At 64.8% G+C, this 14,812-nt stretch carries 12 protein-coding genes; 5 read left to right on the top strand and 7 right to left on the bottom strand.

Annotation, left to right across the window (positions count from 1 at the left end):
* Window positions 1-22: 22 nt before the first annotated feature.
* The 3 genes from IVA79_RS20520 to murJ all read right to left on the bottom strand — a co-directional run bounded on the left by IVA79_RS20520 (window position 23) and on the right by murJ (window position 3,298).
* Entirely contained in the window at window positions 23-517 is a 495-nt protein-coding gene (locus IVA79_RS20520) for a universal stress protein (RefSeq protein ID WP_247556037.1), read from the bottom strand.
* 82 nt (window positions 518-599) lie between these two features.
* Entirely contained in the window at window positions 600-1,652 is a 1,053-nt protein-coding gene (gene trpS / locus IVA79_RS20515; RefSeq protein WP_247556035.1) for a tryptophan--tRNA ligase, read from the bottom strand.
* A gap of 110 nt (window positions 1,653-1,762) precedes the next feature.
* A complete protein-coding gene (murJ, locus tag IVA79_RS20510) occupies window positions 1,763-3,298 on the bottom strand; it encodes a murein biosynthesis integral membrane protein MurJ (protein ID WP_247556031.1) in 1,536 nt (511 codons plus the stop codon).
* Between the two features lie 125 nt (window positions 3,299-3,423).
* On the opposite strand from murJ, the gene IVA79_RS20505 reads away from it, so the two are divergent.
* Window positions 3,424-4,425: an adenosine kinase gene (locus IVA79_RS20505; RefSeq protein ID WP_247556028.1), complete on the top strand. Its 1,002-nt coding sequence runs from the start codon at window positions 3,424-3,426 to the stop codon at window positions 4,423-4,425.
* Between the two features lie 70 nt (window positions 4,426-4,495).
* On the opposite strand, the gene IVA79_RS20500 is transcribed toward IVA79_RS20505, so the two are convergent.
* Window positions 4,496-6,190, bottom strand: coding sequence for an AMP-binding protein (locus IVA79_RS20500; protein WP_247556539.1), 1,695 nt, complete (start codon window positions 6,188-6,190; stop codon window positions 4,496-4,498).
* Between the two features lie 118 nt (window positions 6,191-6,308).
* A complete protein-coding gene (locus tag IVA79_RS20495) occupies window positions 6,309-7,502 on the bottom strand; it encodes a serine hydrolase domain-containing protein (protein WP_247556026.1) in 1,194 nt (397 codons plus the stop codon).
* 348 nt (window positions 7,503-7,850) lie between these two features.
* Between IVA79_RS20495 and IVA79_RS20490 the strand changes: the two genes are divergently transcribed.
* Window positions 7,851-8,171 carry a hypothetical protein gene (locus IVA79_RS20490; protein ID WP_094894365.1) on the top strand — a complete coding sequence of 107 codons (321 nt, stop codon included), beginning with the start codon at window positions 7,851-7,853 and terminating at the stop codon, window positions 8,169-8,171.
* Between the two features lie 272 nt (window positions 8,172-8,443).
* Complete coding sequence (locus IVA79_RS20485; protein WP_247556024.1) at window positions 8,444-9,937, top strand: NAD-dependent succinate-semialdehyde dehydrogenase; 1,494 nt, start codon at window positions 8,444-8,446, stop codon at window positions 9,935-9,937.
* Between the two features lie 180 nt (window positions 9,938-10,117).
* Here the strand turns inward: IVA79_RS20485 and IVA79_RS20480 are convergent, their stop codons facing one another.
* A complete protein-coding gene (locus IVA79_RS20480) occupies window positions 10,118-11,032 on the bottom strand; it encodes a phosphoribosylaminoimidazolesuccinocarboxamide synthase (RefSeq protein ID WP_247556022.1) in 915 nt (304 codons plus the stop codon).
* A 78-nt stretch (window positions 11,033-11,110) separates the two neighbouring features.
* The gene (locus tag IVA79_RS20475; RefSeq protein ID WP_247556020.1) at window positions 11,111-12,028 is read right to left on the bottom strand and encodes a pirin family protein; all 918 of its coding nucleotides are present in this window, start codon (window positions 12,026-12,028) and stop codon (window positions 11,111-11,113) included.
* Between the two features lie 150 nt (window positions 12,029-12,178).
* Here IVA79_RS20475 and IVA79_RS20470 point away from each other — a divergent pair, with 150 nt between their 5' ends.
* Together IVA79_RS20470 and IVA79_RS20465 are read left to right on the top strand one after the other, a co-directional pair.
* Window positions 12,179-13,237: a helix-turn-helix domain-containing protein gene (locus tag IVA79_RS20470; protein WP_247556017.1), complete on the top strand. Its 1,059-nt coding sequence runs from the start codon at window positions 12,179-12,181 to the stop codon at window positions 13,235-13,237.
* Window positions 13,238-13,380: 143 nt separating this feature from the next.
* Entirely contained in the window at window positions 13,381-14,805 is a 1,425-nt protein-coding gene (locus IVA79_RS20465; RefSeq protein ID WP_247556016.1) for a serine hydrolase, read from the top strand.
* The last annotated feature ends 7 nt before the right edge of the window (window positions 14,806-14,812 follow it).

Below are 14,812 nucleotides of genomic sequence, written 5' to 3'. Positions count from 1 at the left end.
GAGGGGGAGGGTAAGCGGCGTCCTACGACAGCGAATCCACGCTTTGATCGCTCAGCGCGCCGGAAATGATGGTCACCGGGATCGGGAACGTCCCTACCGCGTGCGCGAGCAGTGCCACCAGGGGGCCCGGCCCTTCCGCGCCGGGATTCGCGGCGAGCACCAGCATGGCGATATCAGGGTCCTCGTCGATCACGGCGAGCAACTGTTCCATCGGTGCGCCCTCGCGGATCACCCGCTCCGGCGTGATCGCGGCGATGCCGTTGGCGCGGCCGGCGGCGCGGTCGAGCGCGGCTTCCGCCGCCTCCTGCGCCTCGGCGCGCATGATGTCGGCGACCCCCAGCCATTCCTGGCTCTGCTGATTGGGCTCGATGATACGCAGCATCACCACGCCGCCGCCGGCGCGGATCGCCCAGCGGCTGGCATAGTAGACCGCGCGATCCCATTCGGCGGTGTCATCGACGATGACGAGGCATTTGGGCTTGTGGCCCGGCTCGTAGCAAAGTCGCTTGCTGGTCATGCATGTCCCGGAATGTGCAGGGACGGCATGCTGCCACACTCCCGCAGCATTGGGGAGAGGGGAGGGCCGGCGCCGACCGTTTCTAGCGCCGGTAGATGAAGCCGACGATGTCCTTGGAGAGCTTCATCGTCTCCTCGGCGATGGCGCGGGCCCGGTCCGATCCGTCGTTCAGGATCGCATCGATATGGCCGGGGTCGGCGACGAGGCGCTTCATCTCGCCCGCGATCGGCGCGAGCTTGGTGACGCACAGCTCGGCCAGCGCGTTCTTGAAGCTGGAGAACTGGCCGCCACCGAATTCCCTGAGCACGTCGGCCTTGGCGCGGCCGGAGAGCGCGGCGAAGATGCCGACGAGATTGTCGGCCTCGGGACGGGCTTCGAGGCCCTTTTCCTCTGATGGCAGCGGCTCCGGATCGGTCTTCGCCTTGCGGATCTTCTGCGCGATGGTGTCGGCATCGTCGGTCAGATTGATGCGCGAATTGTCCGACGCATCCGACTTCGACATCTTCTTAGTGCCGTCGCGCAGGCTCATGACGCGCGTCGCCGGTCCCGTGATCAGGGGTTCCGGCAGCGGGAAGAACAGGCCGTCATTGGCGCCCTGGGCGCGAATGGAATCGCCGAAATCATTGTTGAACTTCTGCGCGATGTCGCGCGAGAGCTCGAGATGCTGCTTCTGGTCCTCGCCGACCGGCACGTGGGTTGCGCGGTAAAGCAGGATGTCGGCCGCCATCAGCACGGGATAGTCGAACAGCCCGACCGAGGCGTTCTCGCGGTCCTTGCCGGCCTTCTCCTTGAACTGGGTCATGCGGCCGAGCCAGCCCATGCGCGCGACGCAGTTGAAGATCCAGGCGAGCTCGGCATGGCCCGAGACCTGGCTCTGGTTGAACACGATGTGCTTCTTCGGATCGATGCCGGCAGCGATGAACGCCGCGGTGACCTCGCGGGTGTTGCGCGTGAGCTCGGCCGGGCCGCCCCAGACGTCGAGGCCTTGCGTGATCGCGTGCATGTCGACGACGCAATAGATGCAGTTGTGGGTTTCCTGCATCTTCACGAAGTTGACGATCGCGCCGAGGTAATTGCCGAGGTGCAGATTGCCCGTCGGCTGGACGCCCGAAAAGACCCGTTCAACGAATGGCATTGTCAGCTTTCCCATAGGTAGTCGGCCGTCGTTTCCAACAGCTGCGCTGCTCCGTCAAGGGTATTTCCACCTCTCCCGATGGGAGAGGTGAAGAGCCGTCGGCGCGCACGCTAATGAGTGGGCCGTTTCAACGCGTTAACCGTCTCGCGCCAGGAGGCTGCGCCGAGGATTTGCAGAAGCAGGCCGTAGACGGCGATTCCGGCTCCGATCTGCACGCCCAGCACGATGAACTTGATGAAGCCATGGGTCTCGGAAGGCACGAGGCCCACGGTGAGCCAGAGCAGGGCGCCCATGGCGGTTGCGGCGAGGACGATCCGCGGCAGCCGCTGGCGGGCGGTGGCATCGACCGAGAAGCCGAACTCGGCCGTGCCTTTGCGGAGCAACGAGAGCGCGCTGCTCCAGGCACCAAGCGCGATGCTCGCCGCGATCCCGCTCGCGCCGAAGAGATGGCCGAGCAGAACCGCAAGCACGACCGCAACCACGAAGCCTTTGGCCGTGGCTGAGAGCGGCGTCAGTGTGTCGCTGCGGGCATAGAAGGCCGGGGCCAGCGCCTTGATCAACACGTGGGCGGGCAGGCCAAGCGCCAGCCACATCAGCGCGTGCGCGGTCGCCGCGCTGTCCTGCGCACCGAAGGCGCCATGCTCGAACAGCAGCCGCACGATCGGCTCGGCCAGCACGATCAGACCGAGCGTGGCGGGCAGCGCCAGCCCCGTCGCAAGCTCCAGCGCGCGGGACTCTGCATGCGCCACCGCCTCGCGGTCGGAGCTGGCGACCACGCGCGTTAGCTCCGGCACCAGCACGGTGCCCATGGCGACGCCGACGATGCCGAGCGGCAGCTCGATCAGCCGGTTGGCGAAATAGAGCCAGGACACCGCGGACGGCGTCGCGGATGCGATGATCGCACCGGCCACCATCAGCCATTGCGGGCCGGAGCTTGCGATCATGCCGGGAATGGCCTTGGCGAAGAAGCCGCGCATCTCCTTGTCGAAACTCACGCGCAGCGGAGTGGCGAGGCGCCCGCTCCGCTGCGAGAGCAACATCAGGAGTTGCAGCAGGCCGGCGAGGCCGACGGTTGCCGCCAGCATCCACGCCGCGAAAGCCGCATCGGTGTGCCAGACCAGGAGCACAGCGATGGCGGCGATCAAGGCGATATTGAACAGCAGCGGCGAGAATGCGGTGAGGGCAAAGCGTCCTTGCGCATTCAGCAGTCCCATTAGCACCGTGACGGGGCCGGCGAAGGCAAGATAAGGCAGCATCAGCCGTGCGTTCTGAACGGCAAGATCGAGCGTGCCGCTGCCGAGGAATCCCGGCGCGATGATCGTGATGATCAGCGGCATCACCAGCGCGATGACGGCCGAGATCGCGATCAGGGCCACGCTGACCGTGCCGAGCACGCGTCCCGCGAACGCCACTGCGGCCGCCGCGCCATCGCGGTCCCTGACGCGCAGCCATGCCGGGATCAGCGCCGCGTTGAGGGCCCCCTCGCTGAGCAGGCGGCGCACCACGTTGACGAGCTGGAAGGCCGCCAGAAACGCGTCCGCCACCGCGCCGGTGCCGAGCAGCGCCGCGATCAGGGAATCGCGGGCAAAGCCCAAGAGGCGCGAGGCCAGCGTTCCCGTCGAGACGGTCAGGAAGGAGCGGATCATCGGATTTGTATAATACCGTTGCTTGCCCGTGCAGGCCCGGTCGTGATAGGCCGCGAGCCGGATTTCAGGCTGACAGGAAGCGGATTTCCGCTGGGATCGCAATCCGCCAAACAGGATCAAGGTGAATGGCTGACGTGAAATATGACGTTCTCGGCATCGGCAACGCGCTGTTCGACGTGCTGGTCAGGACCGACGAGGCCTTTTTGGCCAAGCATGGCATGACCAAGGGCAGCATGTCCCTGATCGACGAGGCGCGGGCAGCGGCCATTTACAAGGACATGGGGCCGGCGACGGAGGTCTCGGGGGGATCTGCCGCCAACACCATCGTTGGCATCGGCAGCCTGGGGGCCCGCGCCGCCTATGTCGGCAAGGTCAAGGACGACCAGATCGGCAAGCTCTACGTCCATGATATCCGCGCTGCCGGGGTCGCCTTCAACACGCCCGCGGCGACGGACGGTCCCGCCACCGGTTGCTCCTACATCCTGGTCACGGATGACGGCGAGCGCACCATGAACACCTATCTCGGCGCGGCGCAGGATCTGTCGCCCGCCGATATCGATCCGGCCGAAATCGCCGGCGCTGCAATCGTCTATCTCGAAGGCTATCTCTGGGACCCCAAGAACGCCAAGGACGCCTTCGTCAAGGCGGCCAAGATCGCCCATGATGCCAAGCGCAAGGTGGCGCTGACGCTCTCGGATTCCTTCTGCGTCGACCGCTATCGCGACGAGTTCCTGTCCTTGATGCGAAACGGCACCGTCGACATCGTGTTCGCCAACGAGTCCGAGCTGCACTCGCTCTACATGACCTCGGACTTCGACACCGCGCTGAAGCAGCTGCGCAACGACGTCAATCTCGGCATCGTCACCCGCAGCGAGAAGGGCTGCATGGTGGTGTCGGCCGAAGACGCCGTCGCTGCGCCGGCCTTCCCGGTCAACAAGGTGGTCGACACCACTGGCGCCGGCGACCTCTTCGCCGCAGGCTTCCTGTACGGCCTGGCGCGCAATCTTGCGTACAAGCAGTGCGGTGAGCTCGGCGCGCTCGCGGCCGCCGAAGTGATTCAGCACATCGGCGCCCGGCCGCTGGTGTCGCTGAAGGAGCTGGCGCAGCAGCGCGGGCTGACGGCGTAGGACACGTCTCTCTCGTCCGTCATTGCTTCGCTGCGCTCGCAATGACGGTGTGGCGGCAATGGAGGCTCCCTCACGCCGTCTTCGCCGCCTTCAGCCCCAGCCGCTGCTCCACGGCATCGCGCATCAAGAACTTCTGGATCTTTCCCGTCACCGTCATCGGGAATTCGTCGACGAACTCCACGTAGCGCGGAATCTTGTTGTGGGCGATCTGGCCCTCGCAGAAGGCGCGGACCTCCTCTGCGGTCAGCGTCTCGCCCGATCTGACGCGGACCCAGGCGCAGAGCTCCTCGCCATAGCGGCTATCCGCCACGCCGAAGATCTGCACATCCTGGATCTTGGGGTGACGATAGAGAAACTCCTCGATCTCGCGCGGATAGAGATTTTCGCCGCCGCGGATCACCATGTCCTTGATGCGGCCGACGATGTTGCAATAGCCCTCGTCGTCGATGGTGGCGAGGTCGCCGGTGTGCATCCAGCCGTTGGCATCGAGCACGTCGGCGGTCTTCTCGCTCTCCTCCCAATAGCCCAGCATGACGCTGTAGCCGCGGGTGCACAGCTCGCCCCGTTCGCCGCGCTTGACGATCCTGCCCTCGAGATCGACGACCTTGACCTCGACATGCGGATGGATCCGTCCGACCGTGGAGACGCGGCGCTCGAGCGGATCGTCCGTCGCGCTCTGGAAGCTGACGGGACTGGTCTCGGTCATGCCGTAGGCAATCGTGACCTCGCGCATGTTCATCTCGGTGTTGACGCGCTTCATCACCTCGACCGGGCAGGGCGCGCCGGCCATGATGCCGGTGCGGAGCGATTTCAGGTTGAAAGTCGCGAATTCGGGATGATCGAGCTCGGCGATGAACATGGTCGGTACGCCATAAAGCGCCGTGCATTTCTCCTGTTCGATCGTACGCAGCGTCGTGAGCGGATCGAAACCCTCGCCGGGATAAACCATGGTCGTGCCGAGTGTGACCGATGCGAGATTCCCCATTACCATGCCGAAGCAGTGATAGAGCGGCACCGGAATGCAGATGCGGTCCTGCTCGGTGAGGCGCATCGCGCGTCCCGTGAAATAGCCATTGTTGAGGATGTTGTGATGGGTCAGCGTCACGCCCTTTGGCGATCCCGTGGTGCCACTGGTGAACTGGATGTTGACGGGATCGTCGAATTGCAGGGCGGCGCCGAGCGCAGCGAGTTGCTGGTGATGCTCCGCTCGGCCCATCCCGGCGACCTCCTCGAACGGGATCGTGCCTGGTGCTGCAGGGCCGCCGATCTGGATCACGATCCGCAAGGCGGGCAGCCGCTCGGCCTGCAACTGTCCGGGCCCGGCGCTGGCGAGCTCGGGCAGCAGCGTGTTGAGCATCTCCATGTAGTTGCTGGTCTTGAACGCCGTCGCGGTGACGATCGCCGCGCAGCCGACCTTCTTCAGCGCAAATTCCAGCTCGCTGAGCCGATAAGCAGGATTGATCGTCACGAGGATGAGGCCGGCCTTGGCGGCGGCGAACTGGGTCAGCGTCCATTCCGGTCGGTTCAGCGACCAGATACCGATCCGTCCTCCCCGCTCGAGTCCGAGTGCGAGAAAGCCGGCGGCGAGCGCATCGACCCGCTCGGCGAATTCTCGCCAGGTCCACCTGACGCCATGGCTGGGCGAGATCAGGGCCTCGCGATCGCCCCAACGCTGCGCGGCCTGGTCGAGGCTGCGCCCGATGGTGTCGCCGAGCAGCGGCGCGTCCGAGATGCCGCAAACGTAGCTGTCCGCTTTGTCCGCCAGATCGCTCGCCAAGTTCGTCTCCTCGAAATTATTGTCTCGTGCCCGAAGCTGAGCTTTCGAGCACGAGGTTATCCATTGCCGCGAAGGCGCGCGACGCTGCGCGCCTCATACTAAGGGGTTAGGCCGCCTTCTTCCCGCTGCCCGCGTCGAGCCCGGCATAGATGCCACGCTCGAAGCCCGCGAATGCCTGTAGGCACTTGGCGTCGATGAACGGCAACACCTGCATCAGGATGACGCCGGAAACATCGCGTGCCGGGTCGATCCAGAAATAGGTGTTGGCAAGACCGGCCCAGGCGAGGCTGCCGGCGCTGCGGCCTTCTGGCGTCTTGGCGGTGTTGATCAGGAAGGAGAGCCCCCACTTCTTCACGATGTCGGGGAAGAGATCGACGTCGTTGGTGTACATGGGCGCCACCGTCGTCATCTTGCCAATCGTGAGATCACCGATGTGGTTCTGGCCCATCAGCGCGACGGTCTCGGGCTTCAGCATCTGGTTGCCGTTGCCGCGGCCCTTGTTGAGAATCATCTGGGTGAACTTGATGTAGTCGCCGGCCGTGCTGTAGAGGCCGCCGCCGCCCATGTGGAATTCCGGATTCTGTTCGATCTCGAATGGAATCGGCGCCAGCGATCCATCCTCGCCGCGTGCGTGCGTGGCGACCAGGCGCTGGCGCATGCCGTCGGTGATCTTGAAGGCGGTGTCGTTCATGCCGAGCGGTGTGAACATGTGATCGCGCAAGTAAGCATCGAGACGCTTGCCGCTCACGGCTTCCACCGCCTTACCGACGAAGTCGATGTTGATGCCATATTCCCAGCGCGTGCCGGGATCGGACATGATCGGCGTCTTCAACGCAACGTTCTGGCAGGAGAAGATGTTCGGCGTTCCGGTCTTCTCCAGATAATGCGCGCAATCTCCGTTCCACACGTTGTAGGCAAACCCGGCAGTGTGGGTCATGAGATGGCGCAGCGTGATCGCGCCCTTCGCCGGCCGCAGTTTTGGTTCGCCATTGGCATCAAAACCTTCGAGCACCTGCGGATTGGCGAGATCGGGCAGCACGTCACCGATCGGCGCATCCAGCGATAGCTTGCCCTGCTCGACCAGCTGCATCGCGCCCGCCGTTGTCACCGCCTTCGTCATCGAAGCGATCCAGAACACGCTGTCCGCGGTCATCGCGTCGGGCTTCGACAGGTCGCGCTTGCCGAACGCGCCCTGATACAGCACGTCGCTACCGCTGGCGGCGATCGCGACGACGCCGGGAATCTCCTTGGCGTCGCTCTTCTGGCGCAGGATCTCGTCGATCTCGGCTTGGCTTTGCATGGGGTTTCCTCCGGTTTGATTATTGTTGGAAGTAATCAATTGTCCTCCCGCACGCTCCGCGCGGCAAGCGCGTCCAGATACCCTCGGTGGTCGCGATGTCGTGACTTGACGGTCCGTGCTCCACGCAGGACGACAGGGCGGCTGAACTGCAACACTCCGTCACAATCTGCGGTGGATGACCGTAGCCCGCCGTGACCGTGGATGGGCATCGGCGGTATGCTTCACGTGCTTGAATCAGTTGAAACATTTTGTTGCATTGCGGCGTTTCAGCACGCCGGCCAATCGGGCAGTGACGCTAAGACTTGATGCAAATTTGGCGGTCGCTGAGCGGCCGCGAGGGGGCCTCAGATGATTTCGACCTGGAGCGAATGGAAGCGCTATCCCCGTCCCGGACGGGGCGAGAATTTGGAGGCGCCGATTTCGCCCGGCATCTACGAAGTGCGCATCGCCGGGACAGGCGCGCTCTATTCCTTCGGTGCGGTCGACAATCTGGCGCAATCCCTGGCGTTGCTGCCGGTCGGCTCAAAAAACTGGTTCGGCCGCCGCAACCCGTCCGACGTTCCCGATCTCGAATACCGGACGTGCGCAACGTCATCGAAGGCCGACGCCAAGGCCGCGGCCGAGCGCATGATCGGTCGCCGCGAGACCTATATGAGCGGCGCGGCGTAACTGCACCGGGATGAACTAATCCTTATCCGCGCGCGACTCCACACCTCTCCCGTAGGGAGAGGTCGCGCCGCAGGCGCGGGTGAGGGGTTAAGCTCTCTCCTACGATCCGCGCCCCCTCACCCGATTTGCTGCGCAAATCGACCTCTCCCCGCTGGGGAGAGGTGCAGGGGCAGCCCTTCCAGCTCCCATCAGATGTGCGTTGCGGGGCGGTGCATTGCGCACCGCTTGCTCCTATATTCCGGGCCAATCCGATCGCCCCCAGGGAGTACGCCATGACACCGACCGCCGCCGCACGCACTACGCAAGCCGCTGCCACCCTGCGCGACCGGTTGAAAGACCCCTCGCTGCTGAAAGAGGCTTGCTACATCGACGGCGCCTGGGTCGGCACCCCGGTCTTCTCCGTCAACAATCCTGCGACCGGCGTCGAGCTCGCAAAAGTTCCCCAGCTTGGTGCTGATGACACGACCAAGGCAGTCGAAGCCGCCGAGCGCGCTTTCCCGGCCTGGGCCAAGCACACCGCCAAGCAGCGGTCGAACATCCTGCGCAAATGGTTCGAGCTGATCACAGCCAATCGCGAGGATCTCGCGCTGATCCTCACCTCCGAACAGGGCAAGCCGCTTTCGGAAGCGCTAGGCGAGGTCGACATCGGTGCCGCCTATATCGAGTTTTTCGCGGAGGAAGCCCGCCGCGTCTATGGCGAGACCATTCCGACGCAGCGGCCCGACGCGCGGCTGCTCGCCATCAAGCAGCCGATCGGCGTCTGCGGCGCGATCACGCCGTGGAACTTCCCGAACTCCATGATCACGCGCAAGGTGTCTCCGGCACTCGCCGCCGGCTGCACCGTGGTGCTGAAGCCCGCCAATGAAACGCCGCTGTCGGCGCTCGCGCTGGCGGTGCTCGCCGAGAAGGCCGGCATCCCCAAGGGCGTGCTCAACATCATCACGGGTGATGCGCCGCCGATCGGCAAGGTGCTGTGCGAGCATCCGGCGGTGCGCTTCGTCGGCTTCACCGGCTCGACCGCGGTTGGCAAGATCCTCTACCAGCAGGCCTCCGTCGGCGTGAAGCGGCTTGGCCTCGAGCTCGGCGGCAACGCGCCGTTCATCGTGTTCGACGACGCCGACATCGACGCCGCGGTCGAAGGCGCCATCGTCTCGAAATACCGCAACATGGGCCAGACCTGCGTCTGCGCCAACCGCCTCTACGCCCAGGACAAGATCTACGACGAATTCGTGCAGAAGCTGTCGAAGAAGGTCGCCGCGATGAAGCTCGGCGACGGCACCGAGAGCGGCGTCACGCAAGGGCCCCTGATCAACATGAAGGCGGTCGACAAGGTCGAACGCCACATTGCGGATGCCGTCAAGCGCGGCGCCAAGGTCGTCACCGGTGGCAAGCGCAGCGAGCTCGGACGCTCCTTCTTCGAGCCCACGGTGCTCGCCGACGTCAAGTCGGACTCGCTGGTATCGCAGGAGGAGACCTTTGGTCCGCTCGCGCCGGTGATCCGCTTCAAGGACGAAGCGGACGTCATTGCGATGTGCAACGCCTCGCCGTTCGGCCTCGCCTCGTATTTCTACTCCCGCGATCTCGGCCGCGTCTGGCGCGTCGCCGAAGCGCTGGAATCAGGCATGGTCGGCGTCAACACCGGCCTCATCACCACCGAAGTCGCCCCCTTCGGCGGCGTCAAGGAAAGCGGCCTCGGGCGCGAAGGCTCGCGTCACGGCATGGAAGAATATGTCGAGATCAAATACGTGATGATGGCGGGGGTTTAAGGGGCCGCCCGTTTCACCGCGAATCTGAGCTAGCTAGGCAGGCGACGTTAGAGAGGCACACCGGCCTCTCAACGTCATTGCGAGCAGAGCGAAGCAATCCAGGAATGTATCGGCGGAGGCAGTCTGGATTGCTTCGTCGCTTCGCTCCTCGCAATGACGGGGTGAGCGGCAAGAGCTAGGCTAAATCTTCAGCTCTTTCCCCGTCACGCGACGATACGCTTCCAGGTACCGCTTGCTGGTTGCGTCCACCACACTCGGCGGTAGCGGGGGCGGCGGGGCGTCGCCGTTCCAGCGGCCGGCACGGCGCTCGACGTCGAGATAGTCGCGCAGCGGTTGTTTGTCGAAGCTCGCCTGCGGCTGGCCCGGCTTGTAGGCACTGGCCGCCCAGAAGCGCGACGAGTCCGGCGTCATGACCTCGTCGATCAGGATGATGCGGCCGTCCTTGTCACGGCCGAACTCGAACTTGGTGTCGGCGATGATGATGCCCTGCTCGCGGGCCAGCTCCTCGCCGAGCGTGTAGATCGCGCGCGTCATGCTCTCCAGCGTGTAGGCGACCTCGTCACCGACCACTTCGCGCATCTTCGCGATGGTGATGTTCTCGTCATGGCCGCTCTCGGCCTTGGTCGCCGGGCTGAAGATGGACGGCTCCAGCTTCGCGCTCTCGACCAGCCCCGCCTTCAGCTTTTCGCCGGCCAGCGTGCCGGAAGCTGCGTACTCCTTCCAGGCCGAGCCCGAGAGATAGCCGCGGATCACGCATTCGATCGGGAAGACCGTGGTGCGCTTGCACAGCATGGCGCGGCCGAGAATCTCGGCGCGGTGAGGCTTCAAGGCCGGCACGGCGGCTAGAATCGCGTCACTGTCGGCGCTGATCATGTGATGCGGCACCACGCCTTCGAGCTCGTTGAACCACCACGCGCTGATTTGCGTCAGCACCGCGCCCTTCATCGGGATGGTCTCGCCCATCACGACGTCGAAGGCGCTGATGCGGTCGGTGGTGACCAGCAGCAGGCGGTCGTCGTCGACGGCGTAGATGTCGCGCACCTTGCCGCGTCCGATCTTTGGGAGCGGCAGGTCGCTGGAGAGCATGGTGGTCATCGGCAAATCTTTCGCAGGCAAGGCCTTCAGGTAGAAATCCGGCCGCGCCTGATGGCGCCAGCCGGAGACCGGATTAACCTATTCCGGCAGCGGAATGAACTCATGTTCCTGCGGAACTGCGGCGAAGCGGCCGGTTTTCCAGTCCTGCTTGGCCTGCTCGATCCGCTCCTTGCTGGAGGAGACGAAATTCCACCAGATGTGGCGCGGCCCCTCCAGCGCATCGCCGCCGAGAAACATCATCCGCGTCGCCTTCAGCGCCTTCACGGTGATGCGGTCGCCTGGGCGGAAGATCAGGAGCCGCGGCCCCTCGTAGCGTTCGTTCGCGATCTCGACCTCGCCCTCCACCACGTAGATCGCGCGCTCCTCGTGATCAGGATCGAGCGGCACGCTCGCGCCCGCGACCGCCGTGACCTCGGTGTAGAACCAGGGCGACACCATCGTCACAGGCGAGGCGATGCCGAAGGACGAGCCCGCGATCACGCGTGCGGTAAAATCGCGCTCGGAGATCATCGGCAAGTCGCCCGCCGCGTAGTGCTGGAACGACGGTGCGATCTCCTCCGATCCCGCCGGCAGCGCGATCCAGCTCTGCAGACCCAGCATCTTCTGCCCCGAGACGCGCTGCGCATCAGGCGTGCGCTCGGAATGGGCGATGCCGCGTCCGGCGGTCATCAAATTCATCGCGCCCGGCGCGATCTCCTGGACATTGCCCTCGCTGTCGCGATGCATGATCGCGCCGTCGAACAGATAGGTGACGGTGGCGAGCCCGATATGCGGATGCGGCCGCACGTCCATGCCCTTGCCTGAGACGAACTGCACCGGTCCGAAATGGTCGAAGAAGATGAACGGCCCGACCATCTGCCGCTTGCCATGCGGCAGCGCGCGCCGCACCGCGAATCCGTCGCCGAGATCACGCGTGCGCGGCACGATGACGAGATCCAGCGCATCGCAGGACATGGGATCGCCGAGCACGGGATCGTTCGAGGGTTGCCAGCTCATGGGGGACTCCTTTTTGGCTTTGTTGGCCGCGAACCTAGCAGGAATTTGCAGCGCCGTCGCGACAAAGCCGGAGGGGGAGGATGGTCCTTGAAAAATCTGACGCAACGAACGATGTTCGGCTGCTTTCAATTGCGATCATTGCACCAGCCGATGACTCTTGCCGCAACCGAGTTCGCCTTCCGCGCCGCCAGCGTCGCGCTGCTGCTGGTGCTGGCGGCGTCATTGCTCTCGGACTTCCGCAACGTGCTCGCGGCCCGGCTCGGCGCGGCCTTCGCGCTCGGCTCGGCCGCGCATGCGGCGAGCTATTCGGTCGGCGTCACGTTCCTGATTCCGTTATGGCATGCGCCTCTGATTGCGCTCTCGACCGGGAACATCGTGGTGTTCTGGTTGTTCACGCGCGCGCTGTTCGACGATGAGTTTCGCCTGCGCGGGTGGCATGGACTGGTCTGGGCACTGGTGACCGCGTTCAGTTTCGCAGGCTGCGTCTGGATCGCACCGGGCGGTCATGTGCGCCTCTCGGTCACCGCGGTCAATCTCATCGTGCTCGGTTTCATCGCGCTTGCGATCGGGCAGACGATCGCCTCGTGGCCGGCCGATCTGGTCGAGCGTCGCCGCCGCGTTCGCGTCTTCATTGTCTGCGCAGCCGCGCTCTATGGTGGGTTGAATGCGCTGCTCCAGATTGCTGTTGTCGGCGACGACGTCGGCGACGTCGCCAACACGATCAACAGCGGTGTGCTTGCCTGCGTCGTTGCCGGCATCGCGTGGACGATGATGCGCGTCGATGGTGCCGATCTGTTTCCGGCATCCGTGGCCACGCCGACAATTCTGGCCCAGACCGCGCCGGTCGATGAACCCGGCGACCAGAAGCTCATCGACGCCCTGATGCGTCTGATGGCGGACGAGCGGATCTATCGCCAGGAGAACATCACTATCGGCGTCCTGGCGAGCCGGCTGAAAATTCCCGAATACCGCCTGCGCCGGCTGGTCAACCAGCGCCTCGGCTATCGCAACTTCAATGTGTTCCTGAACAGTCACCGGATCGAAGAGGCCAAGGCGGCGCTGGCCGATCCCGCCCAGGCCGAGGTCCCCGTCATCACCATCGCCATGGACGCCGGCTTCCAGTCGCTCGGTCCCTTCAACCGCGCCTTCAAGGCGGTCACGGGCGTGACACCGACGGAATATCGCCGGCTCAAGGTGAATGCGGTCTAACTTCTAAACCATTGCAATCACGGTAAAATTTCAGAATCGGCGAGCTTTGCTCGGTTTTCAGCAAGGTTATTTCCAAATCCGGCGAGCGCTCTTCCGCCGGCTCCCGCTTCCTCCCCGGCCTATGCCCCAGCCGGAGATAGCCCGTGACCCGCCGCCGCAAGATCATCCTCCTCACCACCGCCATCGCCTGTGCCGGCCTTGTGCTCGGCGCCGCACGGGCCCGCGACGTGCCCGAGGTGGCCACCGGCTTCGTCGCCGATATCCTGTGCTCGGAGACGTTCGTCTCCGGCCTCGATCCGCAGCGCACCTTCACCGAGACCAATGACGCCATGCCCGGGACCGGCCTGATCAGCTGGGCCATGGACTACCGGGTCGATCGCGTCCGCAAGGACGTCACGGTGACGCTGTTCGGCATCGGACGCAGCCATGCCGTCTATCGCGAGGGCCTCGGCTGCACGCTCGAGCATGGCGTCGGAATTGCCGCCGTCGAACCGCCCGCGGACGACAAACAGCCCGCGCTGCTGCCCGAGATTGCCGGCCCCGGAATCGTGCCGCCGCAAAGCCCCTCACTTGCCGCCGCGCTCGACCGTGCCTTCGCCGAGCTCGCGCAGCCGCCTTACCGGCGCACCCGCGCGGTGGTCGTGCTGAAGTCGGGCCGCGTCATCGCGGAGCGCTATGCCGATGGCATTGGACCAGAGACGCCGCTGCTCGGCTTCTCCATGACGAAATCGGTGGTTTCCGCGCTGATCGGCGTGCTGGTACGCCAGGGCAAGCTGAAGCTCGACGGGCCCGCGCCGGTCGCAGCCTGGAAAGATCCTGATGATCCACGCCATGCCATCACGGTCGATCAGTTGCTGCGCCACACCGCAGGGCTGGCGCTCGGCAGCTCGCTGCAGGCTTCGCTGGGCTCCGCCTTCGAGCCGGTCAACCGGATGAAGTTCGTGGAGACCGACATGGCGGCCTATGCGGAGAGCGTCCCGCTCGCAACAGCGCCTGGTACGGCGTGGAATTATCACGACGGCAACATGCTCATCCTCTCGCATTTGATCCGTGAGGCCGTCGGCGGAAATCCCGCAGATGCGCTCCGTTTCGCGCGCCGCGAATTGTTCGCCCCGCTCGACATGCGCCATGTCACGCTCCAGCTCGATGGCTCGGGCACGATCGAGGGCTCGAGCGAGATGCTGGCATCGGCTCGCGACTGGGCGCGCTTCGGCCAGCTCTATCTCAATGACGGCGTCGCCGGCAGCAAGCGGATCCTGCCCGAGGGATGGGTGAACTACACGGCTTCGCCGACAGCGAACGCGTGGGTCGGTATCGGCGCCGGCTTCTGGACCAACCAGGGCGACAGTTTTGGCGCGTCATTTCGCGTCGAGCACGGCTGGCCACGCGATGCGTTCTTCGCCAAGGGCACCATCGGGCAGTACACCATCGTGATTCCGTCGGAGAAGCTGGTGATCGTGCGGATGGGGCGCTCGCCGAACGGACCGCCGCAGGCAGACGGTGTGTTCGATCTGGTGCGCGACGTAGTGGCCGCAACGCGCGAGATGGGGAAACTGGCGGGGAATTGAGGTCTTT

The organism is Bradyrhizobium sp. 138 (assembly GCF_023074075.1).
GTDB lineage: Bacteria > Pseudomonadota > Alphaproteobacteria > Rhizobiales > Xanthobacteraceae > Bradyrhizobium.
Note: the sequence above shows the minus strand (reverse complement) of the source record. Positions and strands in the feature narration are given on the sequence as shown.